Source organism: uncultured Rikenella sp. (genome assembly GCF_910577125.1).
Lineage (GTDB): Bacteria > Bacteroidota > Bacteroidia > Bacteroidales > Rikenellaceae > Rikenella.
Map to the genome: position 1 here is coordinate 1 of NZ_CAJTMN010000026.1, position 24484 is coordinate 24484.

General features: G+C 59.0%; 19 protein-coding genes. 15 read left to right on the forward strand and 4 right to left on the reverse strand.

From position 1 onward, the window contains the following. Positions 1-232: 232 nt before the first annotated feature. Complete coding sequence (gene meaB / locus QZ292_RS04480; RefSeq protein ID WP_294598413.1) at positions 233-1327, forward strand: methylmalonyl Co-A mutase-associated GTPase MeaB; 1095 nt, start codon at positions 233-235, stop codon at positions 1325-1327. A 532-nt stretch (positions 1328-1859) separates the two neighbouring features. On the opposite strand, the gene QZ292_RS04485 is transcribed toward meaB, so the two are convergent. From QZ292_RS04485 to QZ292_RS04495, 3 genes are all read right to left on the reverse strand, one after another. Next, positions 1860-2276 (reverse strand): hypothetical protein, encoded by a 417-nt coding sequence (locus tag QZ292_RS04485; RefSeq protein ID WP_294598416.1) that lies wholly within the window; start codon positions 2274-2276, stop codon positions 1860-1862. A gap of 225 nt (positions 2277-2501) precedes the next feature. Then, a complete protein-coding gene (locus QZ292_RS04490; RefSeq protein WP_294598419.1) occupies positions 2502-2690 on the reverse strand; it encodes a hypothetical protein in 189 nt (62 codons plus the stop codon). An 88-nt stretch (positions 2691-2778) separates the two neighbouring features. Continuing rightward, positions 2779-3309: a hypothetical protein gene (locus QZ292_RS04495; protein ID WP_294598422.1), complete on the reverse strand. Its 531-nt coding sequence runs from the start codon at positions 3307-3309 to the stop codon at positions 2779-2781. 638 nt (positions 3310-3947) lie between these two features. Between QZ292_RS04495 and bamD the strand changes: the two genes are divergently transcribed. The 5 genes from bamD (at position 3948) to recN (ending at position 9763) form a co-directional block, all read left to right on the forward strand. Beyond that, on the forward strand, positions 3948-5039 hold the full coding sequence (bamD, locus tag QZ292_RS04500; RefSeq protein WP_294598425.1) for an outer membrane protein assembly factor BamD: 1092 nt from the start codon (positions 3948-3950) through the stop codon (positions 5037-5039). A gap of 50 nt (positions 5040-5089) precedes the next feature. After that, on the forward strand, positions 5090-5431 hold the full coding sequence (locus QZ292_RS04505) for a DNA-directed RNA polymerase subunit omega (RefSeq protein WP_294598428.1): 342 nt from the start codon (positions 5090-5092) through the stop codon (positions 5429-5431). A 1189-nt stretch (positions 5432-6620) separates the two neighbouring features. After that, positions 6621-6752 carry a hypothetical protein gene (locus QZ292_RS04510; RefSeq protein ID WP_294598430.1) on the forward strand — a complete coding sequence of 44 codons (132 nt, stop codon included), beginning with the start codon at positions 6621-6623 and terminating at the stop codon, positions 6750-6752. A 75-nt stretch (positions 6753-6827) separates the two neighbouring features. After that, positions 6828-8066 carry a bifunctional phosphopantothenoylcysteine decarboxylase/phosphopantothenate--cysteine ligase CoaBC gene (gene coaBC, locus QZ292_RS04515; protein WP_294598433.1) on the forward strand — a complete coding sequence of 413 codons (1239 nt, stop codon included), beginning with the start codon at positions 6828-6830 and terminating at the stop codon, positions 8064-8066. Beyond that, on the forward strand, positions 8060-9763 hold the full coding sequence (gene recN / locus QZ292_RS04520) for a DNA repair protein RecN (protein ID WP_294598436.1): 1704 nt from the start codon (positions 8060-8062) through the stop codon (positions 9761-9763). The genes coaBC and recN overlap by 7 nt, the downstream gene beginning before the upstream one ends. A 1019-nt stretch (positions 9764-10782) precedes the next feature. Here the strand turns inward: recN and QZ292_RS04525 are convergent. Beyond that, positions 10783-11010 carry a hypothetical protein gene (locus QZ292_RS04525; RefSeq protein WP_294598439.1) on the reverse strand — a complete coding sequence of 76 codons (228 nt, stop codon included), beginning with the start codon at positions 11008-11010 and terminating at the stop codon, positions 10783-10785. A 32-nt stretch (positions 11011-11042) separates the two neighbouring features. Here QZ292_RS04525 and QZ292_RS04530 point away from each other — a divergent pair, with 32 nt between their 5' ends. The 9 genes from QZ292_RS04530 to leuC all read left to right on the forward strand — a co-directional run bounded on the left by QZ292_RS04530 (position 11043) and on the right by leuC (position 24411). Then, entirely contained in the window at positions 11043-11501 is a 459-nt protein-coding gene (locus QZ292_RS04530) for a hypothetical protein (protein WP_294598442.1), read from the forward strand. 10 nt (positions 11502-11511) lie between these two features. Then, positions 11512-13263, forward strand: coding sequence for a S41 family peptidase (locus QZ292_RS04535; protein WP_294598445.1), 1752 nt, complete (start codon positions 11512-11514; stop codon positions 13261-13263). Positions 13264-13277: 14 nt separating this feature from the next. Continuing rightward, complete coding sequence (gene leuS, locus QZ292_RS04540) at positions 13278-15974, forward strand: leucine--tRNA ligase (RefSeq protein ID WP_294598447.1); 2697 nt, start codon at positions 13278-13280, stop codon at positions 15972-15974. 27 nt (positions 15975-16001) lie between these two features. Beyond that, the gene (locus tag QZ292_RS04545; RefSeq protein WP_294598450.1) at positions 16002-16901 is read left to right on the forward strand and encodes a YitT family protein; all 900 of its coding nucleotides are present in this window, start codon (positions 16002-16004) and stop codon (positions 16899-16901) included. 15 nt (positions 16902-16916) lie between these two features. Next, positions 16917-18251, forward strand: a complete 1335-nt coding sequence (locus QZ292_RS04550) for a M23 family metallopeptidase (RefSeq protein ID WP_294598452.1) — start codon at positions 16917-16919, stop codon at positions 18249-18251. Then, positions 18235-18726 (forward strand): hypothetical protein, encoded by a 492-nt coding sequence (locus tag QZ292_RS04555; protein ID WP_294598455.1) that lies wholly within the window; start codon positions 18235-18237, stop codon positions 18724-18726. The genes QZ292_RS04550 and QZ292_RS04555 overlap by 17 nt, the downstream gene beginning before the upstream one ends. A 698-nt stretch (positions 18727-19424) precedes the next feature. Continuing rightward, positions 19425-20744 carry an MATE family efflux transporter gene (locus tag QZ292_RS04560; RefSeq protein ID WP_294598458.1) on the forward strand — a complete coding sequence of 440 codons (1320 nt, stop codon included), beginning with the start codon at positions 19425-19427 and terminating at the stop codon, positions 20742-20744. A 125-nt stretch (positions 20745-20869) separates the two neighbouring features. Continuing rightward, complete coding sequence (locus tag QZ292_RS04565; protein ID WP_294598461.1) at positions 20870-22363, forward strand: 2-isopropylmalate synthase; 1494 nt, start codon at positions 20870-20872, stop codon at positions 22361-22363. Between the two features lie 653 nt (positions 22364-23016). Continuing rightward, entirely contained in the window at positions 23017-24411 is a 1395-nt protein-coding gene (gene leuC / locus QZ292_RS04570) for a 3-isopropylmalate dehydratase large subunit (RefSeq protein ID WP_294598464.1), read from the forward strand. The last annotated feature ends 73 nt before the right edge of the window (positions 24412-24484 follow it).

Genomic DNA, 24484 nt, shown 5'->3' on the forward strand with positions numbered 1-24484 from the left:
CATGCCACGGTAGTGGTCGCCCGAATCGTAGGACGTGGACGACCAGCTGTACCCGCTGTTGCCGACGTACCACAACGCGCCCTCGCCGTAGCCGCGGCTGCCCGGGGCGGGAGTTCCCCTTTGCATTACAGCCGGGAGAGACTTCTTTGATCCTGCTCCTGCCGATATGGGAACAGTGTGTGGAGAAGCGATTGTTTTTATAACTTTGTTGTAGATCTAAATCGAACCCCGCGTGGAACATTACGAGGAACATCATAGACAGAACTTTGCCGACAGCGCTCTGGCCGTCGCATCCGGTATCGAACAACCGCCTGCAGTCAATCCGCATTACAAACGTCCCCGGCGGCATCGGTTGTCCGTCGACGAATATGTGGACGGAATTTTGTCCGGCAATGTGCCCCTGCTCAGTCAGGCGATTACGCTGACCGAAAGTCTCTTGCCCGAGCATCATGTCTTGGCGCAGGAGATTATCGAACGGTGTCTGCCCCATTCGGGACGGTCGATCCGTATCGGGATTACGGGGGTGCCGGGTGCCGGGAAATCGACATTTATCGAAGCGATGGGAGGACGCGTGACAGGGCTGGGACATAAGTTGGCCGTGCTGGCGATCGACCCGAGTTCGGAACGGACGAAAGGTTCGGTTCTGGGCGACAAAACGCGGATGGAGACACTGGTGCATAATCCGTCGGCGTTTATCCGTCCTTCGCCGTCGGCCGGTTCGTTGGGCGGGGTGGCGCGGAAGACGCGGGAAAGCGTGATACTGTGCGAAGCGGCGGGATTCGACGTGATTTTTATCGAAACCGTCGGAGTCGGGCAGTCCGAAACCGCCGTGCATTCGATGGTCGACCTCTTTTTGCTGATCCAGATTTCGGGTGCCGGGGATGAGTTGCAGGGCATCAAGCGCGGGATCATGGAGATGGCCGATCTGGTGGCGATCAACAAAGCGGACGGTGATAACGTGCACCGGGCCGAGCTGGCTCGTCGTCAATTCCAGAACGCCCTTTCGCTGTTTCCGATGCCGGAATCGGGATGGAAACCGCGGGTTTATACCCTTTCATCGACCGAGGGGCGAGGGGTGACCGAGTTATGGGGCGGAATCGAAGATTATCTGAAATTTACGCAGACGAACGGCTATTTTGCCCGGAATCGGAGCCGGCAGTCGAAATATTGGATGTACGAGACGATCGATGCCGAGTTGCGGGACAATTTTTATAAATCTCCGGCGATCGAGCCGTTGCTGGCCGACTATGAGCGTCGGGTTTTGGAAGACAAAATCAGTTCTTTTGCCGCTGCCCATGAATTGTTAAGTCGCTATTATAAGAAATAGACGCGATGTTTTGTCTGCCGATGGTTTGAGAGATGATTTGCTATTTCGGCAGCCGCTGCTGGCATGAATAAGTCTTGCGGAGCCTGACGCGCGGACAGAACGATGCAAAGATTTTGGCTGAGCAGAAAAGTGGAAATGCGGAGCATTTCCCCGTCCACGGGACGTGGGACCTGGCCGGCCCGAGGCCAGTTCTATCCTGTTAGGCATGGCGCGCGACCAAAACTCCCTCCTGTCGCCCGCCCCGCATTAAAGAGGGATTTCACTCGTTTTGCGGCGAGCAAAATCGAGGTGAAATCCCAGCGGGCGACGGTTGAAAAGCCCCGCGCGCCACGCCTTAAGGGGGAAATCGTTCAAACACGCAATCGTGTTTGAACAAGATTTCCCAAGGCGCGCGGATAAAACCCGATTTACCTAACGTTGTTCGGCTGTCGGTCTCGAGAAAATAATAAAGGCTCCGCGCCGTAACGCGAACGCTTAGGCCGCGGAGGCCCCTACTTTCTACTATGTGGTAGAAAGTAGGCAAAGAGCACATTCAAGGGGGATTCACATCCCCCTTGAAAATCCCCCGGCGATTCGACGCCCCTTTGGTTTGTGAGTGCGACACGTACCGTTTCTTCGTCTCTTCCGAGAGGCAACGCAACTGAAAACCGTGGCCGCGATTGTGCGCGCCGCTGGGGTAGAGGTTCTGCGTGTAGAAGTCCAAATACCGCACCGTGACGTCGCCCGTCACCGGCGTACACGACCAACTGTACCCGCCGTTGCCGACGCTCCACAACGCGCCCTCGCCGCGGCCGCGGCTGCCCGGGGCGGGGTACCAGGCAAGCGGGGTTCCCGTGCCGGATGTGCTTACCTTGTACAACCGACCGTTGGTCGCCTTGTAATGACCTGCTCCATAAGACTCTCCAGCTACGCCGTCCGAATAGTACGGGAAAGTCCCGTTCAAAGGCACATCAGCGTCCCGCGTAAAGTCAGACCAAGTGCCGTTCCTTCTCTGTCCGCGCGCCTTGGGCGATTCATTCTGTTTTGGCTCGTCGCCGAAACAGTTGAATCGCCTTTTCAGGCGTCGGCGCGCGGTCGAGCTTCGAGCCGGACGGGACTGCCCTCGGGCCGGGCGGGCCCCACGTCCCGTGGACGGGCGAAACTTGCGTTTCGCTGCGGCCGTGTCAGCCCCCGTTTATTCCGAGAGGCAACGCAACTGATAACCGTGGCCACGGTTGCTCGAGTAGCTGGGCTGAGCTGCATCCATCACGAAGCGCAGAAAAACGCTACCCATCCCATTGACCGAAGCCGACCAGACGGAACCCTCGTTGCCGATGTAGTACAGCGCGCCCGAGGTGCTGTGACGGAAGCCCGGGGCGTTCATCGGCTACTTAACCTTTACAAGAAGGCCCTGTCGAGCGAACTGTTTCGCTCGACAGGGCCGTGTGTTTTTAGGCGAAGACTTTGAGATTTTACTCTTCTTTTTTTACCATTTCGAAAAAGCTGCTGATCTCCTGCTGGTCGATCGCCTGACGGACATTGAACCGTTTGACCTGAGGCTCGTAACCGTTTTTGGTGACTTTGATCTCGATCTGCACGTCACGCGCGTTTTCGTACGTAAGGCCCTGGATGTTGAACGAGCGGGTCTCCTCGAACGGAGTGGTCATCAGGTAAGTCTCGTTGGTGTTCTTGACCTCGGACGGAATGCTCGAAATGACCCGCCAGAAGATGCGTGCTCCCTGCGGGTCGGAGTCGAAGAACCAACGGATGATCGTCCGTTCCAGTGCCGTTTTGCCCGCGTTGTCGCGGCTGACGCGTTCGCCGGCCGCTCCGGACGGAATTGTCGCGTCTTTGGCGTAGACTGCGCTTCGAGGGAATTCATAAGCGATGCTCATGGGATCCGTTACTTTAAAGAACCCGATTTTTGTTTCTGTGGGTGTCGCATGCACCGTGCCGTCCGGATAGCCCTCCTTGCGGAAAGTCAGGTCTATTCCCCGTTTCATCTCCTCTTTTGAAAGTTTCAGGACCACAGTTCCCGGAGTGGATGCGCAAATCAGTTGTCCTTTGAAATAGACCTTGGCCTCGGTCGGAGAGGATTGTACTTCGGCCGGGACAGAATAGGTCTTCTTTGCCTGCGCAGTGTCAGGATGCCAACCGATCAAGGAAGACAATAACAGAATGAAACAGATTTTTTTCATTTTCATCGAATGATTGCCGGCCCCACGGCGGTTTGAAAGATAGTTCGCGTAAAGACATAAAAAACGTGGGACAATACTTTGATTATCTGTCTTTCGAGGTCTTCGCAATACCCTGCAGTCAAATAATGAGTAAAGCCCACGTATCGCTACGCAGGCGTCACACTTTACTCTTGACTGCTTTTGAAAGTTGCGAAGTTTCGAAAGACAAGAAATAAAGCTAACGCTTTTTATGTGAAGCGACAGGATTCTCTCCTGTCGTCGAGTGGTCTGGAAAAAAGTAGGTTCTGCTATTCGGTCATAGGCAATCTCGGGTATTGGTCTTGGGACAAAGGTAGGAAAAAATGATGACTTTCGGCGGATGCCGGTTTTGGCAGGGTGGGCCCGCCGTTCAAAAAAAGTTTATTACCTTTGCAAATTAACGGATACGACCACTCGTCTTGCTTATGAGATACCTGAGGATTGCCCTTCTGCTCCTGACAGCCGCTTCGGGGCTGGCTTCGTGCAGCCAGATGAACAGACTGATCAAGAGCAAGGATACCGAAAAGATATACCAGGCCGGTCTCGATGCCTACCGCAACAAAAAGTATCGCAAGGCGGTCGACTATTTCGAGGCCGTGTATAACGACCTGTATAGCACCGATCGGGCCGACACCCTCCTGTTCTATTCCTCGAAAGCCTACTACATGCAGGGCCTTTATGACCTGGCGGCCGAAGGGTTCGACCAGTATCGCAAGAACTTCAGCCGGAGACCGTTCGCCGAAGAGGCCGAATACCTCCTTCCGATGTGCTATTACCACCTCTCGCGGCCGGCCGAACGCGACCAGGAGGAGACCTATAAGGCGATCACCACTTTCAACGAATACTTGAACCGCCATCCCGAAAGCATCAAAGCCGAAGACATCCGGACGATGCTCGAAGAGCTGCAGCAGAAACTCTACGAAAAGGCCTTCATCAACGCGTCGCTGTACTTCAAACTGCAGCGCTATCCGGCTTCGGTCGCCGCTTTGCGCTACTCGCTCAAGGAGATGCCCGAGACCCCGTATCGCGAACAGATGATGTATCTGATCTGCCAGTCGTGGTACAACTATGCCAAAAACAGCGTCCCGGCGCGGAAACTGGACCGGTACATGAAGATGGTGGACTCGTACTACAACTTCCGGAGCGAATATCCCGAGAGCGCGGCGGCATTGAAGACCCTCAGCCGGATGTTCCGGGATGCGAAAACGTACGTCGACCAGAACCAGCAGGCGGCGGTGGATATCGAGAAGAACCGCATCGACGCGGAGAGTCTGAAGTCCGAGATTCGGGTGCAGAAAGAGAAGCTCCGCGGAATGACCGATCAGCTGGAGCGGGATGCGGCCAAACGGAAACTGCGGGAGGACGAAGCCTTGCTCAAGGAGCAGCAGAAGCGGATCAAGTCCGAGGCCAAACAGCTGAAGAAAAACGATACCCGGTTGCGCAAACGCGAGAAGAAGGGGGCCGATGCCGAGGAGGCGGAAGAGGAGGAAAAGATATGGGTGGAGAAGGAAAAGTAGAGAACACGCGATAATTTTCGGATTCGGACATAGAATTTACAAGCAGACATATGGAAATCAAAGGACAGCAGATACCGACCAATACGGTGACCCGTACGCTCAGCGAGCTGGATGCGGCCACGGGAAATATTTACGAGACAGTGAACGTGATCGCTCGGCGTGCCAACCAGATCAACAGCGAATTGAAGCAGGAGTTGGCATCTAAGTTGTCGGAATTTTCGTTCGCTACGGACAACCTGGAAGAGACCTTCGAGAATCGTGAGCAGATCGAAGTGTCGCGTCATTACGAACGTTTGCCGAAGCCGACCCTGATAGCCGTCGAAGAGTACCTCGAAGGCGAAGTAGCCTTTCGGGAGCGGCATCCTCAGGCCGGGAGTCCGTCGGGCGAGTAGGCGGAGGCTGCGGGCTTGGGACGTGCTTGAACCTTGCGGCGGTGGGGCGCGCGGACATTAGGCGCAGCAAACAAGTAAGCGAAACGTAGTTTCGCTCCGTCCTGCCGGGGTCACCCGGCCGCCGCCCGCGCAGGGCAGTTTTATCGTTAGGGTAGAGGCTGGCAATTGGGAGTGCGGCACGCACCGCCCGCCCGCTTAAAGAGGGATTTCACTCGTTTTGCGGTGAGCAAAATCGAGATGCAATCCCAGCGGGTGACCGACTATCGCGGAATATCCCGCGCGCCACGCCTAAAAAGCGATTCAATCATTTCGGCGGTGAGCCGAAATAGAATGAATCGCGCAGGCGCGCGAACAGAGAATTGGGTAGCAAACCGGTAAGCGATACGCAGTATCGCTCCGTCCCGCCGGGGTCACCCGGCCGCCGCCCGCGCAGGGCAGTCCCGGCCGGCCTGAAGCTTGACAGTCGCCCGCACGCTCAAGAGGGCATATTCTCGTTGGTTGGTGAGTGCCAACCAACGAGAATTGCCGCGGGCGACTGAAATTGGGGTGGATACGGCCAGCCTTCGAGTGTCGAGCGGCATCGCGCCACGCCTTGAAAGGCGATTCAACTGTTTCGGCGACAAGCCGAAAGAGAATGAATCGCCCCGGCGCTCGAACAAAGCTCACCTGCGCGCCACGCCTTAGAAGGGAAATCGTCAAAATGTGTCGGCACATTTTGACAAGATTTCCCAAGGCGCGCGGGCAGAGAATGGGCAAAAATTAGGCTAACCCAGCTGCAGAAATGCGTAAGCATTTCCCGTCCACGGGACGTGGGGCCTGCGCGGCCCGAGCGCAGTACCCTCAAACCACCGCGCGCCACGCCTTAGAAGGGAAATCGTCAAAATACACTGGTGTGTTTTGACAGGATTTCCCAAGGCGCGCGGACAGACGAACGGTACTGGTCTGACTTTACGCGGGACGCGGATGTGCCGCTGAACGGGACTTTCCCGTACTATTCCGATGGAGTTGTGGGAGAAACCTACGGTGCTGGTAATTACAAGGCGACCAACGGTCGGTTGTACAAGGTAAGCACATCCGGTACGGGAACCCCGCTTGCCTGGTACCCCATCGCCCTCGGACTACGGGCGCGCTGTACGGCGTCGGCGTCGGCGGGTACAGCTGGTCTTCGACGGTCAGCGGTACCAATGGCATGTACTTGGGTTTCGACGTGACGTGGCTCCGTCCCAGCTACTCGGACACCCGCGCCTACGGTTTTCAGTTGCGTTGCCTCTCGGAAGAGACGAAGATACGGAAACGCAGAAAACGAAATACCATCTTGTAAGGCTCCTGCATACAGCCGCCTCGCAGACCTTGTCGACCGCGCTGGGCAACCTGTTTTTAATGGACGAAGACAATCATGTCATTGAAAGGGAAGCATATTCTCTTGGGAGTTACCGGAAGCATAGCCGCTTATAAGGCGGCTATGCTTATACGCGCTTTGGTCAAAGAGGAGGCCGAGGTGCGCGTCGTGATGAGCCGGAGCGCGGCGGATTTTATTACGCCGTTGACCTTGGCCACCCTGTGCAAACATCCGGTGCTGGTCGATAACTTCGACCCCACCAACGGCGCGTGGAACTCGCACATCTCTTTGGGCGAGTGGGCAGACCACTATCTGATCGCTCCCGCCACCGCCAATACGCTGGCGAAGATGGCCGCAGGGATTGCCGACAGCCTGCTGTTGTGCTCCTGTCTCTCCGCCCGGTGTCCGGTCAGCGTGGCGCCGGCGATGGATTTGGACATGTATCGGCATCCCGCTACGCAGGCCAATCTGGCCCTGCTCCGGACGCGGGACGGCGTGGGGATTGTCGAACCCGGCGACGGGGAGCTCGCCAGCGGACTCGTCGGCAAGGGGCGGATGGCGGAACCGGAGGAGATTGTGGATTACCTGCGCGAGGCATTTACTGAAAAAGAGTCTCCGTTGCGGGGGAAAAAAATATTGGTGACCGCCGGGGCAACCGTCGAACCGATCGACCCGGTGCGGTTCGTGAGCAACTACTCCACCGGGAAGATGGGGTACGCCATCGCCGAGGCGCTGGCTGCGCGGGGGGCTGAGGTGACCTTGGTGAGCGGACAGGCGACGGCGACCTTGTCGCGGGGGTATCGGAATATCACCGTAGTGACCGCTTTGTCCGCCGCCGAGATGTACGACGCTTGCCGGCAGCGCTTTCCGGAGATGGACGGGGCGGTTTTTTGTGCCGCCGTGGCCGATTACACCCCGGCGGCTCCGTTGACCGAAAAGTATAAACACTCGGCCGGCGAGCCGTTCGTCCTCACGTTGAAACCCACCCGGGATATTGCCGCCGAGATGGGGCGGCTGAAGCGGGACGGGCAGGTGACCGTCGGGTTTGCGCTGGAGACTTCGGCCACAGAGGCGGGGTCTTATGCGCGACATAAACTCGAGGCCAAGAATCTGGATGCCATCGTGCTCAACTCCTTGCGCGACGCCGGAGCCGGATTCGGAACCGATACCAACCGGGTGACGATCATCGACCGGGATGCGACGGTGCCGGAGACGGCTATTCCTTTGAAGTCCAAAACGGAAGTGGCGGGAGATATTGTGGACTATATGACGCGGAAATTCGCGGAAATATGCTGAAACATCTGAACATAGAAAACTACGCCATTATCGGCCACCTCGACATCGACTTCCATCCGGGGCTGAACATCATCACCGGGGAGACGGGGGCCGGGAAATCTATCCTTTTGGGGGCGTTGTCTCTGCTGGGCGGGGCGCGGGCCGATGCCGCGATGATCCGGGACGGCCAGAACACCTGTGTGATCGAAGGCGAGTTCGACGTGGCGGCGTATAAGGATGACCTGCAGCCCGTTTTCGAAGAAAACGACCTGGACTGGGAAGAGGTGATTACCGTGCGGCGGATGATTACCGCAGCGGGGAAGAGCCGGGCATTTATTTCCGATACACCGGTGACGCTGAACGCATTGCGGGCTGTCGCCGACAGGCTGGTGGACATTCATTCGCAACACCAGACATTGCTGTTGGCCGGGACGGGTTTTCAAACCCATCTGGTGGATGCCGTGGCGGGACATTTGCCCCTCGTGGCTTCGTATACGGGGCATTTCCGGCAGCTCAATGCCTTGAAAACCGAACTGAACAAGGCCGTGGCGGCGAATGAGACCGCAGCGAAAGAGCGGGACTATCTGCAATACCAGCTGGAGCAGCTGTTGGCGCTGAAATTGAAGCCGGGCGAGGTGGCGCAGCTCGAAGAGGAGCAGAACCTGCTGACCTATGCCGAAGAGATTGCCCAGGGACTGGACTTTTGCGTCGGGATGCTGACCGCGGATGACGGGCCGCTCGAAGGGGGGATTACCTCCGGGACGCGGGCCATGCAGCAGACCCTGAGTAAGATCGCCCCTCGTTATCCGGCAGCCGGAGAGCTGGCTGCGCGGATGGAGAGCGTCTACCTCGAACTGAAGGATATGGCCGAAGAGTGCGAACGGCGGCGCGACGAAGTGCAGATCGATCCGGAACGGCTGGCGGTGGTGAGCCAGCGGCTGGACGATATCTATACCTTGTGCCGGAAACACCGGATCGACGAGGCGAATGCCGAAGCCGAACTGTTGCGTTTGCAGCAGGAGCTGGACGTGCAGTTGCAGGAGTTCGATGCGGCCGAAGAGCGGATTGCGGAACTCAGACAGCAGATCGCAGCCTTGGAGACCACGGCAGTCGAGGAGGCGGGACGGGTGACTCAGGGACGGCAGAAAGCGGCTCCGAAGATCGAAAAACACGTGATCAAAACGTTGAGTGAGCTGGGAATCAAGGGTGCTGCGTTCGAGGTGCGGATTGCGCCGGCGAAGAACGGTCTGACGGCTACCGGGGCGGATGAGATAGCGATGCTCTTCAGCGGGAATGCGGGGAGTGCGCCGCAACCGATCGAACAGGTGGCTTCGGGGGGTGAGATGTCTCGGGTGATGCTGGCACTCAAGGGGTTGGTGGCCAGGAGTATGCGGATGCCGACCATCATATTCGACGAGATCGACACCGGCGTTTCGGGCTCGGTGGCGGACAAGATGGGGGCGATTATCGCACAGATGGGGGACTCCATGCAGGTGCTGAACATCACCCACTTGCCGCAGGTGGCGTCGAAAGGCGAGCACCACTATTATGTATATAAGGAGGTCTCGAAAGGGGGAAGTGAAGCTGCGGCGGGAGGGACACATATTCGGTTGTTGACGCCGGATGAACGTGTGGAACATATCGCCGCGATGCTGAGCGGGAGTGCGGTGACCGAGGCGGCCAGGACACAAGCGCGGGAACTCTTGGGACGGGGGTAGCGGGGATTTACGGCGCAACCAAAAATTAAGGATTGCGGAGCTTAAGGCGTAGCGTAGCTAATTAAAAGTTTTTGGTGCCGCTTTTTCCAAAAAGCGGCAGTTCCAGCCGGTTCAAAGCTCGACAAGTCGCCCGCCCGTTTAAGGGGGCATATTCTGCCGATTGGCGGTGAGCCAATCCGGCAAGAATTGCCGCGGGCGACTCAAAAAGTGTTAATTCGCGCGCCGCCGCTTTGAGAGGCGATTCAACTGTTTCGGCGCGAGCCGAAACAGAATGAATCGCCCCGGCGCGCGACAAAGATCGGAACGAAGATTTGGGCCGACCCAGCCGCAGCGAAACGTAAGTTTCGCCCGTCCACGGGACGTGGGGCCTGCGCAGCCTGAGGGCAGTTCTGTTCGGTTTGAAGCTCGTCCGTCGCCCGCCCGCGTAAAGAGGGATTTCGCTCATTTTGCGACAGCAAAATCGAGATGAAATCCCAGCGGGCGACGGTTGAATTGCTCCGCGCGCGATTGCTGGAGTAGGAAATCGTTAGAACAATGGTGAATTGTTCTAACAAGATTTCCGCCAGCGCGCGGATGGTGGCGGAGCGACAGCGGAGCCGCAGTGAGGCGGACACAAGGGCTGTGCTTTTGCGACCCGCAGGGTCGCGCAGTCCGACGCCCCGGCAGGTGGAGGGGACGCACAGCGTCTTTTATTGATCGCCTTTACCCCCATATAGCGCCTCCGCTGGCGCCGAACTGCGATGAGGGTGGAACGCGATTTCATGTAGAATCGCCGGGCTTGCGGCGGGGCATCTTTGATGCCCGGGCCTGACGCCGCAGCCCGAACACGGCAGGCTGAATGGGGCGGGGTTGTTGGCTGTGGGTTGGGTGAGGCAGCGGTGGGTCGGAGCCAGCGTGGGCCCAACGAGCACCGCAAAGTTGCGGCCCTGCGCCTGGGGTGGTTTCGGCCCGCACGGCTCTGCGAGCCGCAGGGTCTTGTTAGGGTAACCCCGGCCAGTAAGACGCCTTGTGGGCACCGTTTATTCCGAGAGGCAACGCAACAGAAAACCGTGCGTATGTCCGTACGTGTTGCCGGGATCGAGATGCGTTGCATAGAAAAGCAAGTTCATGCCATTGGTACTGCTGACCGTGGAAGCCCAGCTATAGCCGAAGTGGCCTACCCCCCAAGGCCCGCCCGAACTGGGATCGCGGTAGCCCGGGGCGGGACACTCCGCCGGTTTGGGAAAGGTGACATACTGAACCGACATAACGCAGAACAAACTTATATTCAGAAAAATAGATGAAACGATATCCGATACGGGCAGCCAAATACGCCCTCTATTTAGTCATTCTCTTTTTTGTGCTCTTTGCCCTGATGCGCGCACTCGGGTACGGGGCAGCCTCGTTAGACATCTTGTGGACCACTTCCCGCGGGTGGCTTTTTCTGGGAGTTGTGGTGGTATTCGCCTTGCTGTACCCCTTCTTCGGTTTTACCCGGCGCCGGCTTACGTTTAACGCCGCCTCGCGGGTGGAAGATGTGGAGCGTGTGATGGCCCAGTGCGGCTTCCGGCGGATCGAAGCCGATACCCATGGAGCCGACGATCTGCTTTTCGCCGCCGCTTCGACCGGGAAGAAAGTGACGATGATGTGGGAAGACCGCATCGGGATTACGACCGATGCCAACGGGATTTCTTATATCGAAGGGAACCGGAAAGAGGCCGTGCGGGCAGCTTTTCGGATGGGGACATTTATTGCATAACAGGCATTTTATGAAATTATTCCGGCAAATACGAACGATCTGCTTGCTGACAGGGATCGGTTGTGCGATGATATCGGCTCAGGCCGCACCGAAAAAACAGCCGGCCACGCTACAGAATGCGGCGGATAGTGCTGCGGTCGCTGCCCAGCGGCGCGACCTGGAGATCGGACGGTCGATGGAGACCTTCTTCAATATCTTTCGCGAAGTCAATCTCTATTACGTCGACACCACCTCGCCGAAGAAGATCGTAAAGACCGCCGCCGATGCCATGCTGGAGGGGCTCGATCCTTACACCGAATACCTGCCGGCCGAGGAGATGGCCGATTTCGAGACCATGACCACCGGGAAATACGCCGGACTGGGCGCCTTGATCCGGAAATCCAGCGACGGGCGGTGGGTCGAGATCGCTGAACCGTATCGCGGGACGCCCTCCGACAAGGCGGGGCTGAAGGCCGGCGACCGGATTTTGTCCGTCGATGGCGTCGATATGGCCGGCCGGGAAGTCGCCTTTGCCAGCGACCGGATGCGGGGCAAGGCAGGGACAGTGGCGACCTTGGTGATTGCGCCGATTGCCGATACGACCCAGACGCGTACCGTGCGGGTCAAGCGCGAGCGGATTGCCATCCCGGCCGTGCCGTATTACGGCTGGGTGTCCGACAGCGTCGGGAGGGACTCCGTGGGGTATATCCGGCTGAACAGCTTTACCGAGAAGTGCGCGGACGAAGTGCGGACGGCCCTGAACGCCTTGCAGCAGCAGGGCGGAGGAGCGATGCGGGGGCTGGTGCTCGATTTGCGCGGCAATACCGGCGGGATTCTGGGCGAAGCGGTGAAGATCGTCGGATTTTTCGTCCCCCGGAATACCGTCGTCGTGACGACCCGCGGGCGGATGCCTCAGATGAACTCCACCTACCGGACGGTCGGCGAACCGATTGCCCCCACCGTGCCGTTGGCTGTGCTGATCGACCGTTCGTCGGCTTCGGCCAGCGAGATCGTCGCCGGCGCGTTGCAGGACTTGGATCGCGCTGTGATTATCGGTCAGCGGAGCTTCGGGAAGGGGCTCGTGCAGTCCACCCGGCCGGTCGGCGAGAACGGATACGTCAAACTCACCTCGGCGAAATACTACACCCCGAGTGGGCGGTGTATCCAGGCACTCGATTACAGCCACCGGAACGAAGACGGGAGCGTGGGGGCCGTGCCGGACTCGCTGATCGCCTCGTTCCGCACGGCCGGAGGCCGGACGGTCTATGACGGGGGCGGGATTATGCCCGACGTGAAGCTCTCGGCCGAATACCTCGGCAAGTTTACCGCCATTTTGATCGGCTTGGGGTATGTGGACGATTTTGCCAACCGGTATGCGGTGACCCATGCTCCGGCGGCGGATTTCGCGGTCGACGATACGACCTATGCCGCTTTCTGCGACTTTATGGCCGACAAACCGATCGCCTTCGAGTCGGGTACCGAGCGGCTGCTGAAACAGCTGCGCCGGATGGCCGAGCGGGAGAAATACGCCGACCGGATCGCATCGCAGCTCGATACCCTTGCCGCCCGGATACAGGAAGATAAACAGGTCGAATTGCGGGTTTTCGGGCCCGAGATTCGCGAGGCGCTGGGGGATGCCGTGGCGACCCGGTGGTTCTACGACGCCGGGCGGATCGCCCGTCAGTTGCGGCGCGACAAAGTCGTCTGGCGGGCGGCGGAGCTGCTGTCCGACAAACCGGAATACACACGCATCGTCACGATGCAGGACACGGAGAAAAAATAATACGACATACGCACATGGAATACGATTTCAGAGCGATCGAACAGAAATGGCAACGGCGGTGGGCCGAAGCGGGAACGTATCGGGTCGGGGTTGATCCGAAGCGGCCCAAATATTACGTGCTGGACATGTTTCCCTATCCCTCCGGCGCGGGGCTGCACGTGGGGCACCCGCTGGGGTACATCGCTTCGGACATCTACAGCCGGTATAAGCGGCAGCGGGGCTTCAACGTGCTCCATCCGATGGGGTACGACGCCTTCGGCCTGCCGGCCGAGCAGTATGCCATTCAGACCGGCCAGCATCCGGCGGTGACCACCGAACAGAACATTGCCCGGTATCGCGAACAGCTGGACAAGATCGGCTTCGGCTTCGACTGGGAACGCGAAGTGCGGACGTGCGATCCGGGGTACTACAAGTGGACGCAGTGGGCCTTCGAGCAGATGTACAACCACTACTACGACGCCGATTTGCAGCGGGCCATGCCGATCGAGCACCTGATGGCGAAGCATCCCGAGTGGAACGCTCTCTCCCCGAAAGAGCTTTCGGATACCTTGATGAACTACCGGCTGGCGTTTCAGGCCGATACCGTGGTGAATTGGTGCGAGGGGCTGGGAACCGTATTGGCCAATGACGAGGTGAAGGACGGGCTGTCGGTACGGGGCGGTTTCCCCGTCGAACAGAAGCGGATGCGGCAGTGGCTCCTGCGGGTGACCGCCTATGCCGAACGGCTGCTGACCGGGCTCGACGGGCTGGAGTGGAGCGAATCGCTCAAGGAGATTCAGCGCAACTGGATCGGACGGTCGGAAGGGGCGACCATGTTCTTCCCGATCAAAGGCTTTGCGACTTCGGGTCCCGAAGCTAAATTATTGGAGATTTTCACCACCCGGGCCGATACGGTTTTCGGCGTGACCTTTATGGTTTTGGCGCCGGAACACTCGTTTATTCAGGAGATTACCACGCCGGAGCAGCGGGAGGCAGTGGAGGCGTATATCGCCGAGACCAAGAAACGGAGCGAACGCGAGCGGATGGCGGATACCAAGCGGGTGAGCGGGGTGTTTACCGGAGCTTATGCTGTCAATCCGTTCAACGGTGTCGAGATACCGATCTGGGTGAGCGATTATGTGCTGGCCGGATACGGGACGGGAGCGATTATGGCCGTGCCGGCGCATGACTCGCGGGACTGGGCGTTTGCCAAGCATTTTGATTTGCCGATTGTGCCGATCATCGAGTGCGATGTGACCGAAGGCTCTTATGATGCCAAGGAGGGAAAACTGATCAACTCCGATTTTCTGACTGGACTCGATGTCAAGGAGGCCATTCCCACCATGTTCAAGGCAATCGAAGAGCGAGGTGTGGGCTGCAAGAAGATCAATTACCGGTTGAGGGACGCCATTTTCAGCCGTCAGCGGTACTGGGGCGAGCCTTTCCCCGTTTCGTATGACGCCGACGGGGTGCCGCATCTGGTGCCGGAGGCGGAACTGCCGCTCCTGCTGCCGGAGACCGATAACTTTACCCCCACCGCCGACGGGCGGCCGCCGCTGGCCCGGATCGACGGGTGGCGGTACGAGACCAGCACCATGCCGGGGTTTGCGGGGTCGAGCGCTTACTACCTGCGGTATATGGATCCGAAGAACGACACCGCGCTGGTTTCAAAAGAGGCCAATGACTACTGGCGGAACGTAGACCTCTATGTGGGCGGGATCGAACACGCCACCGGGCACCTGATCTACTCGCGCTTCTGGAACAAGTTCTTGTATGATTTGGGGTATGTATGCGAGGACGAGCCCTTCAAAAAACTCGTCAACCAGGGGATGATCCAAGGGCGGTCGAACTTCGTCTACCGCATCAAGGGAACCAACCGCTTTGTCAGCCTGGGGCTCAAGGATCAGTACGATACGCAGGAGATTCACGTGGACGTCAATATCGTGAAGAACGACGTGCTCGACATCGACGCCTTCCGGGCCTGGCGGCCGGAATTTGCGGATGCCGAATTCGTGCTCGAACCGGACGGGCGGTATGTCTGCGGCTGGGCCGTCGAGAAGATGAGCAAATCGATGTACAACGTGGTCAATCCGGACTACATCGTCGATACGTACGGGGCAGATACCCTGCGGATGTACGAGATGTTCCTCGGGCCGCTGGAGCAGTCGAAGCCGTGGGATACCAACGGGATCGACGGCGTGCACAAGTTCCTGAAACGGCTGTGGCGGCTCGTCGAGGGCGTTTCGGATGTTCCGGCCACCGACGCGGAGCGCAAAGCGCTGCACAAGACCATCAAAAAAGTCGGCGAGGATATCGAAAACTTCTCGTTCAACACCGCCGTGAGCGCCTTTATGATCTGCCTCAACGAGCTGTACGACCGGAAGACCACCTCGCGGGAGATACTCGAACCGCTCGTGGCGCTCGTGACTCCGTTTGCGCCGCACATCGCCGAAGAGCTGTGGCACGGGCCGCTGGGGCATGCGGAGAGCGAGTCGGTGTGCGATGCGTCGTATCCGGTGGCCGAGGAGCGGTATCTCGTCGAATCGACCTTCGAGTATCCCGTGTCGTTCAACGGCAAGACCCGCTTCAAACGGACATTCGACCGCTCTTTGACCCCTCAGCAGATTACCGAGGCCATCCGGGGGGACGAACAGACCCTCAAATACACCGACGGCAAAGCCATCCGGAAAGTGATCGTCGTGCCAGGCAAGATAATTAACGTTGTATGTTGATCCACCCCTCAAAAGCAGTTTGAATCCATGAAACTCTTCCAGTCGAAACCCCGGGTCACCGCGACCGACGTCAAACGCGAGGTGCGCGCCTATCTGATTATGACCCTCGGGCTGATGATGTACTCATTTGCTTGGACCGCCCTGCTCGTGCCGGCCGAAGTTCCCGGCGGCGGTGTCGGCGGTGTCGGCGCACTGGTTTTCTACGCGACCGGCATTCCGCTCGGGGTGACCTATATGGTCGTGAATATTTTTCTGCTCGCCCTCGGTTTCTGGATCCTCGGGCCGCGGTTCGGAGCCAAGACCATCTTCGGCGTCGTCTGCAACTCCTTCCTCCTCACCTTGCTGCAGGAGGTGTTGCCCGCCGATTTGATGGGGCTGGCAGACGACAAACTCCTTTCGGCCATATTGGGCGGGGGGATTGCCGGCGCCGGCGTCGGCCTCTGCTTCTCCGTCGGCGGATCGACCGGCGGAACCGATATCCTGGCCATGATCATCAACAAATACAGGAACGTCAGCCTCGGGAAACTCATCATGCTGATGGACGTCGCTATCGTCGGCTGCTCTTACGTCGTCCTGCGCGACCTGTCGGCCGTCGTTTACGGGTACGTGACGATGTTCGCCATGGGGACAGCCGTCGACTGGGTCTTGTCGGGGAGCAAATCCTCGTCGCAGATCATGGTCTTCTCGCAGAAATATACCGACATCGCCGACCGCATCATGCGCGACGTCAATCGCGGCGTGACGATCCTCGACGCGACGGGAGCCTACTCCAAGACGCCGCAGAAAGTCGTGATGGTCGTCTGCCGCCGCGGCGAGGCCGGCGACATCTACCGCATCATCAAAGAGACCGACCCGAAAGCCTTCATTACCCAGGCCAGCGTCATGGGTGTTTTCGGCGAAGGGTTCGACGCCCTGAAAACCAAATAGAATCTCACCGGCGCGATGACTCAGACCCAAACCACCACCTTCCGTGCGATCTTCCGTAAGATCTTCCGGCGCCATCCTCTGGTCGTCGTCTTTCTTTTCCTGTTGCTCGTCATCTTCGTCCTCGGCATCCTGCTCGTTATCCGGCGCTGCTCCGGGCCGGCGAACGGCTACGGCGGCGAGACGGACGGGGCACTCGTCGCCAGCGCCCGTTTCGACTCCATCGTGATGCGCTCCCAGAGCAAAGTCTACGGCCTGCCCATCGAAGCGTTCGAAGTCCAGACCGGTGAGATCGGGAACGGAGAGACCTTCTCGCAGCTGCTCAACCAGCGTTACAACGTCAATATCTCGGTCGTCAATCGCCTGATCGCTCTCTCCAAAGGGCGTTTCGAACCCCGGGATATCCGTGCGGGACATACCTACACCGCATTCCTGACCCCGGACAGCGCCCGGACCTTGTGCTACCTGGTGTACGAGCGGAACCAGACCGACTATGTGACATTCTCCCTGTGCGACAGCGTCTACGTGCGGGTGGACAGGAAAGAGGTCGTCACCGAAGAGCGCTATGCCGAAGGGACGATCAGCAGTTCGCTGTACGCCACCATTTACGAGAACAACCTCCCCGTGATACTCGGCGAGCGGATGGCGAAAATCTACCAGTCCGTGATCGACTTTTTCGCCTTGCAGAAAGGGGACAAATTCCGCGTCCTGTACGAAGAGCAGTTTATCGACACCGCCAGCGTCGGCGTGGGGACGATCTACGGCGTGGAGTTCGTCCATGCCGGCAAGAGCTATTGGGCCTACCGGTTCAATCAGGACAACGAGTGGGGATATTGGGACGACAAGGGAGTCAACCTGAAACAGGCCATGCTGAAAGCTCCGCTGAGCTTCAGCGCGCGGATCACCTCCCGTTTCGGCTCCCGGATTCATCCGATCAAGCGGATTCGACGGCAGCATAACGGCGTGGACTACGCTTGTCCGGTGGGGACTCCGGTGCGTGCCGTGGCTAACGGCGTGGTGACCCGGCGAGGATGGGATCCCTTCGGCGGCGGATGGCGGATCTGGATCAAACACGCGGGAGGATACGAATCGGCTTACCTGCACCTGAGCCGTTTCGCCGTTCAGCAGGGAGCACGGGTTTCGCAGGGGCAGGTGATCGGCTACTCGGGGAATTCCGGCGGCTCGACCGGCCCGCACCTCGACTACCGGTTGAAAAAGAACGGCAAGTATATCAATCCGCTGACCAATACCTCGCAGCCCAGCACCCCGATCCGTTCGGGAAACAAAGCCGCTTTCGAGCAGGCGAAGCAGGATGTGCGGAAAGTGATGGACGCCTATGCAGCAAAACGATAAAGAGTCGGCATTGTCGGTTGTCGATGCCCGGATCGTGCGTTTTATCGGACGTCATCGGGTGATGACGCTGGCCGCGGCTTCAGGTGACGGAGCGGAGCCGGATTTGTGGTGCTGCAATCTTTTTTATGCCTACCTGGCGCCGGGGACGCTGGGTTTCGAGGGCGGCGCTTTCGTTTTCACCTCGCCGGCCGAGACCCGGCATGCGGTTTTGTTTGCCGTTCAGCCTCGAGTGGCTGCTTCGATCGTACTGGAGTCGAAGGTGGTGGGACGGTTGCAGGGGCTCCAGATCCAGGGCGCGGTGCATCGGGTGACCGATGCTTCGGAGTGGTTTCCGACAGTGCGGAACGCCTATTTGAAACGTTTCCCGTTTGCGGCTCTGATGTTGAGCGACTTGTGGCTGCTGGAGGTTTCTCAGTTGAAATATACCGACAATACTTTGGGCTTCGGCACCAAGCTGCTTTGGCCGGGCCAGTGAGCGGCCGTTTTGTCGGCAGGTTCCGCAATTTGCGTCTTGCGGCGCGTGAGGTGCGCGGTCAGAGAAAGGGGTAGAGGCTGCCGCAGCGAAACGCAAGTTTCGCCCGTCCACGGGACGTGGGGCCCGGCCGGCCCGAGGCCAGTTGAAGCTTGACGCGCGCCGCTGCCAAAAGAGGCGATTCAACAGTTTCGGCGATGAGCCGAAAGAATGAATCGCCCCCGGCGCGCGAAACGCGGCGGAGCGATAGCGGAGCCGCAGTGAGGCGGACACGGGGCAGAGAGTTGGGCCGAGCTTTTGCGACCCTTTAGGGTCGTGCAGTCCGGCGCCATCCCCGGCGGCGGGCTGCAACTCGTCGGAGCTCGTTGCGCCCTTCGCTGGCGCCGGACTGCGATGGATTTTCGGCCTGCGCCCCGTCAGGGGCGCAGGGTATCGCTCTTCCGTTTATTCCGAGAGGCAACGCAACTGAAAACCGTAATCACGGCGATATGCTCGGCTGGTGACAAGGGCCAGGGAGTAAGCATTCAAGTACATGCTACGAGTCTCGTCGGTCGAAGACGACCAGCTATCGCCGTTGGTGCCTATACCGTACAGCGCGCCTGTATTGCCGCGGTAGCCCGGGGCGGGGATTCCGGCTGCCTCGCATCGATTTTCGCACTCTTCCCCCTCTCGAATACCTCCTCCATAGTCGGAAAATCATCGTGAACCGAAAAATCTTAGCCTTAGCCATCCCGAACATCGTCTCCAATGTGACCGTTCCCCTGTTGGGCATGGTCGATCTGGGTATCGTGGGGCGTTTGGGCGACGACGCCCTGATCGGCGGAATCGCCGTCGGAGGCACCCTCTTCAACTTTCTTTATTGGAACTTCAGCTTCCTGCGCATGGGCACCAGCGGCCTCACCGCTCAGGCCTATGGCGCGCGCGACTTTCGTGAAGCAGCCCGGAACCTCGTTCGCGCCTTGTGCGTCGCCGGCATTGTCGCCTTGCTGTTGTGGGCCCTGCAACTGCCCGTGCTGCGAGGTGCGATGTACGCCATGGAGGGCAGCCCCGCCGTCGAGACAGCCGCGAGCCGCTATTTCTTCGTACGCATCTGGGCAGCCCCCGCCACCCTGGCGCTTTATGCCTTCACTGGCTGGTTCATCGGCATGCAGAACGCCCGGGCGCCGATGTGGATCGCCATCGGCATCAACCTCGTGAACATCGGCGCCAGTCTGGTCGCCGTCCGGCTCGGCGGGATGGGCATCGAAGGCGTCGCGCTCGGCACCGTCGTTGCCCAGTGGAGCGGCGTGGCCGCCGCCCTTTTTGTAATTCGGCGTTATTACGGCCGCTTTTTCGACCGAGACCTGCTGCTGCACAGCGGTGTGTCGAAGTGGAGCGTCATGCGGCGCTTCTTTCAGGTGAACCGCGACATCTTTTTGCGCACCGTCTGTCTCGTCGCCGTCTTCACCTACTTCACCGTCGCCTCGACCCGGATGGGAGATACCGTACTGGCCGTCAATACCCTTCTGTTACAGCTCTTTACTCTCTTCTCCTACCTGATGGACGGGTTCGCCTATGCCGGCGAAGCGCTTGCCGGCCGATACTGCGGCGCCGGCAATATGCCGATGCTGCATCGTGCCGTCCGGAGCCTTTTGAGCTGGGGGACAGGCGTGATGCTGTTTTTTACCCTTCTTTATGCGACGGCCGGCGAGTCGATACTCGCCCTGTTTACCGACAGTCCGACCATTCTCGCGGCAGCCCGGGAGTATACCGTGTGGGCCGTCTGTGTGCCCTTCTGCGGATTCCTGGCTTTCATACTGGACGGCGTGCTGGTCGGGATGACCGCGACCTGGGTGATGCGCAACGCCATGTTTGCAGCCACCGGCCTCTTTTTCGGACTCTATTTCCTGTTGGAAACCCGGTCGGGAAACGCCGGACTGTGGATCGCCTTTTTGGGCTATCTTTTTCTGCGCGGCGCGTTCCAACTCCTTTTCTTCGGACGTCGGATTTTCGGTTGGTTTTCGGTGAGTAGAGAATCGTAAAATTTTATTTCCCAGAATATTGTGATATTTTTATTCGGGTTTGACGGCGTAAAAAAAACTTTTGGCGTTGTTGTCTCCCGGGTGTTGCGACGTACTTTTACGTGCACTAAAAACGAAAAATTCGTATGGCAGACAAATTATATGTCTTCGATACCACCTTGCGCGACGGTGAGCAAGTGCCAGGTTGTCAGCTCAATACGGTCGAGAAGATCGAAGTGGCGCGTCAGCTCGAACTGCTCGGAGTCGACGTGCTGGAGGCCGGTTTCCCGGTGTCGAGCCCCGGGGACTTCAACTCCGTGCGCGAGATTTCGCGGGCGGTCCATCAGCCGACCATCTGCGCCCTCACGCGTGCCGTGGAGAAAGATATCGAAGTGGCCGCCGACGCCTTGAAATATGCCCGTCGCGGGCGGATCCACACCGGTATCGGAACCTCCGACGAACATATCCGGTATAAATTCAACTCCACCCGCGAAGAGGTGCTGGAACGGGCCGTGGCGGCGGTGAAGTACGCCAAACGGTTCGTCGAGGACGTCGAGTTCTATGCCGAAGACGCCGGCCGGTCGGATAACGAATACCTGGCCCGGGTGGTCGAAGCGGTGATCAAGGCGGGGGCGACGGTGGTCAATATCCCGGATACGACGGGCTACTGCCTGCCGGCGGAGTATGCCGCCAAGATCGCCTACCTGATGGAACACGTGGACGGGGTGCATCGGGCGATCCTCTCGACCCACTGCCACAACGATCTGGGGATGGCCACGGCCAATTCGCTGGCCGGGATTGCCGCCGGAGCGCGGCAGGTGGAGTGTACCGTCAACGGTATCGGCGAGCGGGCCGGGAACACGGCGCTGGAAGAGGTGGTGATGGCCCTGCGGTGCCACCGCGAACTGGAGATCGATACCGATATCGACACCAAGCGCATCACGGCGACCAGCCGGATGGTGTCGAGCCTGATGAACATGCCCGTGCAGGCCAACAAGGCGGTGGTCGGGCGGAACGCTTTCGCCCACTCGTCGGGGATTCACCAGGACGGCGTACTCAAGAACCGGGAAAGTTACGAGATCATGAACCCCGAGGATGTGGGGCTGGCCGACAACGCCATCGTACTCACCGCGCGCAGCGGACGGGCAGCCTTGAAACACCGGCTGGAGCAGATGGGCTACCTGCTGGAAGGGGACGAATTGGCGCAGGCTTATGAAAAGTTTCTCGTGCTGGCCGACAACAACAAGAACATACAGGACGAAGACCTGCTGCCGTTGGTGGGCGGGGCAGAGAAGCGCGACCGGCATGTCGAACTGACCTACTTGCAGGTGCTCTCGGGGACACTCGTACCGACCGCTACCGTTCGGGTTCGGGTCGGGGGGAGCGAAGTGACCGCCACGGCGACCGGGAACGGGCCGATCGACGCCTCCATCAATGCGATACGAACGATTATCAAGGATAAGATCACGCTGCAGGAGTTCCTGATCCAGGCCATGACCAAGGGGTCGAACGATTTGGGACGGGTACACATGCAGCTGGTTTACGGCGACGTGACGGTGCACGGGTTCGCGATCCATGCGGATATCACCCGGGCGGCCGTCGAAGCCTATATCGACGGGGTGAACAAAGCGCTGGCGTAGTCTCTTTTCGGGGGCGGGATTTATTTGGGTAGATCCGGCCAGAGCATCCCGCAGGGATGCGCTCTAAAGTTTTTTCGGTTCCTTTTGTTCACAACCGACGCAGCCAGCGAGCGCAATGCAAACAGAGTTTGCAAATTGCCGAGCGGCGAGGAGGAAGGCGAAGCCAACGAGAACAGTACCCTCAAACCATCGCGCGCCACGCCTTAGGAGGGAAATCGTCAAAATGCGCTTGCGCGTTTTGACAAGATTTCCCAAGGCGCGCGGACAAAGAATTGGGCCGAGGCGGCCAGTGGAAATGCGTCAGCATTTCCCGTCCACGGGACGTGGGGCCCGCGCGGCCTGAGCGCAGTACCCTCCTGTAGGATAGCCGCGCGCCTTAGGAGGGAAATCGTCAAAATGCGCTTGCGCGTTTTGACAAGATTTCCCAAGGCGCGCGGACAAAGAATTGGGCCGAGGTGGCCAGTGGAAATACGTTAGCATTTCCCGTCCACGGGACGTGAGGCCCGCGCGTCCTGAGCGCACTACCCTCCCGTTGGACAGACGCGCGAACAAAGCATCGGAATACCTTTGGGTGCGTTCGTCTCGCGTAAAAGGAATGCCGACCTCAAAACCATGAGAAGTGTTCATAGAACAAAGTAAATCAAGCATATAGAATGGGACAAACACTGTTCGATAAAGTCTGGGACGCCCACGTGGTGCGGCAGCTTGACGGAGGGCGGTCGGTGCTCTATATCGACCGGCACTACATTCACGAAGTGACCTCGCCGGTTGCATTCGGCGGATTGCGGGCACGGGGGATCGGGATCTTCCGTCCGGATCAGACCACCGCGACCGCCGACCACAATACGCCGACCCTGAATCAGGACAAACCCCTCGAACCGGGCGAATCGAAAACCCAGCTCGACCAGCTGGACAAAAACTGCCGTGAGTTCGGGATACAGAATTACTACGGCCTGAACCATCCGAAGAACGGGATCGTGCACATCATCGGGCCGGAATACGGCTTTACCCAGCCGGGGATGACCATCGTGTGCGGCGACAGCCATACCTCGACGCACGGGGCGTTCGGCGCCGTGGCGTTCGGGATCGGGACGTCGGAAGTCGAGATGGTTTTCGCCTCGCAGTGCATCATGCAGCCGAAACCCAAGAAGATGCGGATCACGGTCGAAGGCGTTTTGGGCGAGGGGGTGACGGCCAAGGATGTGGCGCTCTATATCATTTCGCAGATTACGGCGGCGGGCGGAACGGGACACTTCATCGAGTTTGCCGGCTCGGCGATACGAAGCCTTTCGATGGAGGGGCGGATGACGCTCTGCAACATGAGTATCGAGTGCGGGGCCAGAGGGGGGATTGTGGCTCCGGATGAAACGACGTTCGAATACGTCAAGGGGCGCGAGCATGCGCCGTCGGTCGAAAACGGCGACTGGGATCGCGCGGTGGCGTATTGGAAGACTCTGTACAGCGACCCGGACGCGGTGTTCGACAAGGAGTACCGTTTCGACGCGGCGGACATCCAGCCGATGATTACCTACGGAACGAATCCGGGAATGGGGCTGCCGATTACGGGCGTCATTCCTGCGCCGGCTTCGGAGTCGGATGTCAAAGCGCTGGAATACATGGGCTTCCATTCGGGCGAGGCGATGATCGGCAAACGGGTGGACTATGTTTTCCTGGGGAGCTGTACGAACGGGCGGATCGAGGACTTCCGGCTGTTCGCCCAGGCGGTCAAGGGGCATCGCAAGGCGGAGGGAGTGACTGCGTGGCTGGTGCCGGGCTCGCACATCGTGGAACGGCTGGTGCGCGAGGAGGGATTGCTGGATATCCTCCACGAAGCGGGCTTCGAACTTCGGCAGCCGGGCTGTTCGGCTTGTCTGGCGATGAATGCGGACAAGGTGCCGGCGGGAAAATATGCGGTCTCGACGTCGAACCGTAATTTCGAGGGGCGTCAGGGGCCGGGGGCGCGGACGCTTTTGGCGAGTCCTTTGGTGGCTGCGGCTGCTGCGATCACGGGACGCATTACCGACCCTCGCGAACTTTTTGTAAAATAATCGTTCGTTTATTTGCGCCTTATCGGGAGGGTACTGTTCTCTTTGTGAACAAAGAGAACCAGAAAAACTTTAG

Excerpts from the sequence above, each read along its gene's own strand:
- QZ292_RS04530 (WP_294598442.1), top strand. The coding sequence starts at position 11,043 with ATGAAACGATATCCGATACGGGCAGCCAAATACGCCCTCTATTTAGTC.
- QZ292_RS04510 (WP_294598430.1), top strand. The coding sequence starts at position 6,621 with ATGTACTTGGGTTTCGACGTGACGTGGCTCCGTCCCAGCTACTCGGAC.
- QZ292_RS04495 (WP_294598422.1), bottom strand. The coding sequence starts at position 3,309 with ATGAAACGGGGAATAGACCTGACTTTCCGCAAGGAGGGCTATCCGGAC.
- QZ292_RS04505 (WP_294598428.1), top strand. The coding sequence starts at position 5,090 with ATGGAAATCAAAGGACAGCAGATACCGACCAATACGGTGACCCGTACG.
- leuS (WP_294598447.1), top strand. The coding sequence starts at position 13,278 with ATGGAATACGATTTCAGAGCGATCGAACAGAAATGGCAACGGCGGTGG.
- bamD (WP_294598425.1), top strand. The coding sequence starts at position 3,948 with ATGAGATACCTGAGGATTGCCCTTCTGCTCCTGACAGCCGCTTCGGGG.
- coaBC (WP_294598433.1), top strand. The coding sequence starts at position 6,828 with ATGTCATTGAAAGGGAAGCATATTCTCTTGGGAGTTACCGGAAGCATA.
- QZ292_RS04555 (WP_294598455.1), top strand. The coding sequence starts at position 18,235 with ATGCAGCAAAACGATAAAGAGTCGGCATTGTCGGTTGTCGATGCCCGG.
- QZ292_RS04550 (WP_294598452.1), top strand. The coding sequence starts at position 16,917 with ATGACTCAGACCCAAACCACCACCTTCCGTGCGATCTTCCGTAAGATC.
- QZ292_RS04490 (WP_294598419.1), bottom strand. The coding sequence starts at position 2,690 with ATGAACGCCCCGGGCTTCCGTCACAGCACCTCGGGCGCGCTGTACTAC.
- QZ292_RS04535 (WP_294598445.1), top strand. The coding sequence starts at position 11,512 with ATGAAATTATTCCGGCAAATACGAACGATCTGCTTGCTGACAGGGATC.
- QZ292_RS04545 (WP_294598450.1), top strand. The coding sequence starts at position 16,002 with ATGAAACTCTTCCAGTCGAAACCCCGGGTCACCGCGACCGACGTCAAA.
- recN (WP_294598436.1), top strand. The coding sequence starts at position 8,060 with ATGCTGAAACATCTGAACATAGAAAACTACGCCATTATCGGCCACCTC.
- leuC (WP_294598464.1), top strand. The coding sequence starts at position 23,017 with ATGGGACAAACACTGTTCGATAAAGTCTGGGACGCCCACGTGGTGCGG.
- QZ292_RS04565 (WP_294598461.1), top strand. The coding sequence starts at position 20,870 with ATGGCAGACAAATTATATGTCTTCGATACCACCTTGCGCGACGGTGAG.
- QZ292_RS04525 (WP_294598439.1), bottom strand. The coding sequence starts at position 11,010 with ATGTCGGTTCAGTATGTCACCTTTCCCAAACCGGCGGAGTGTCCCGCC.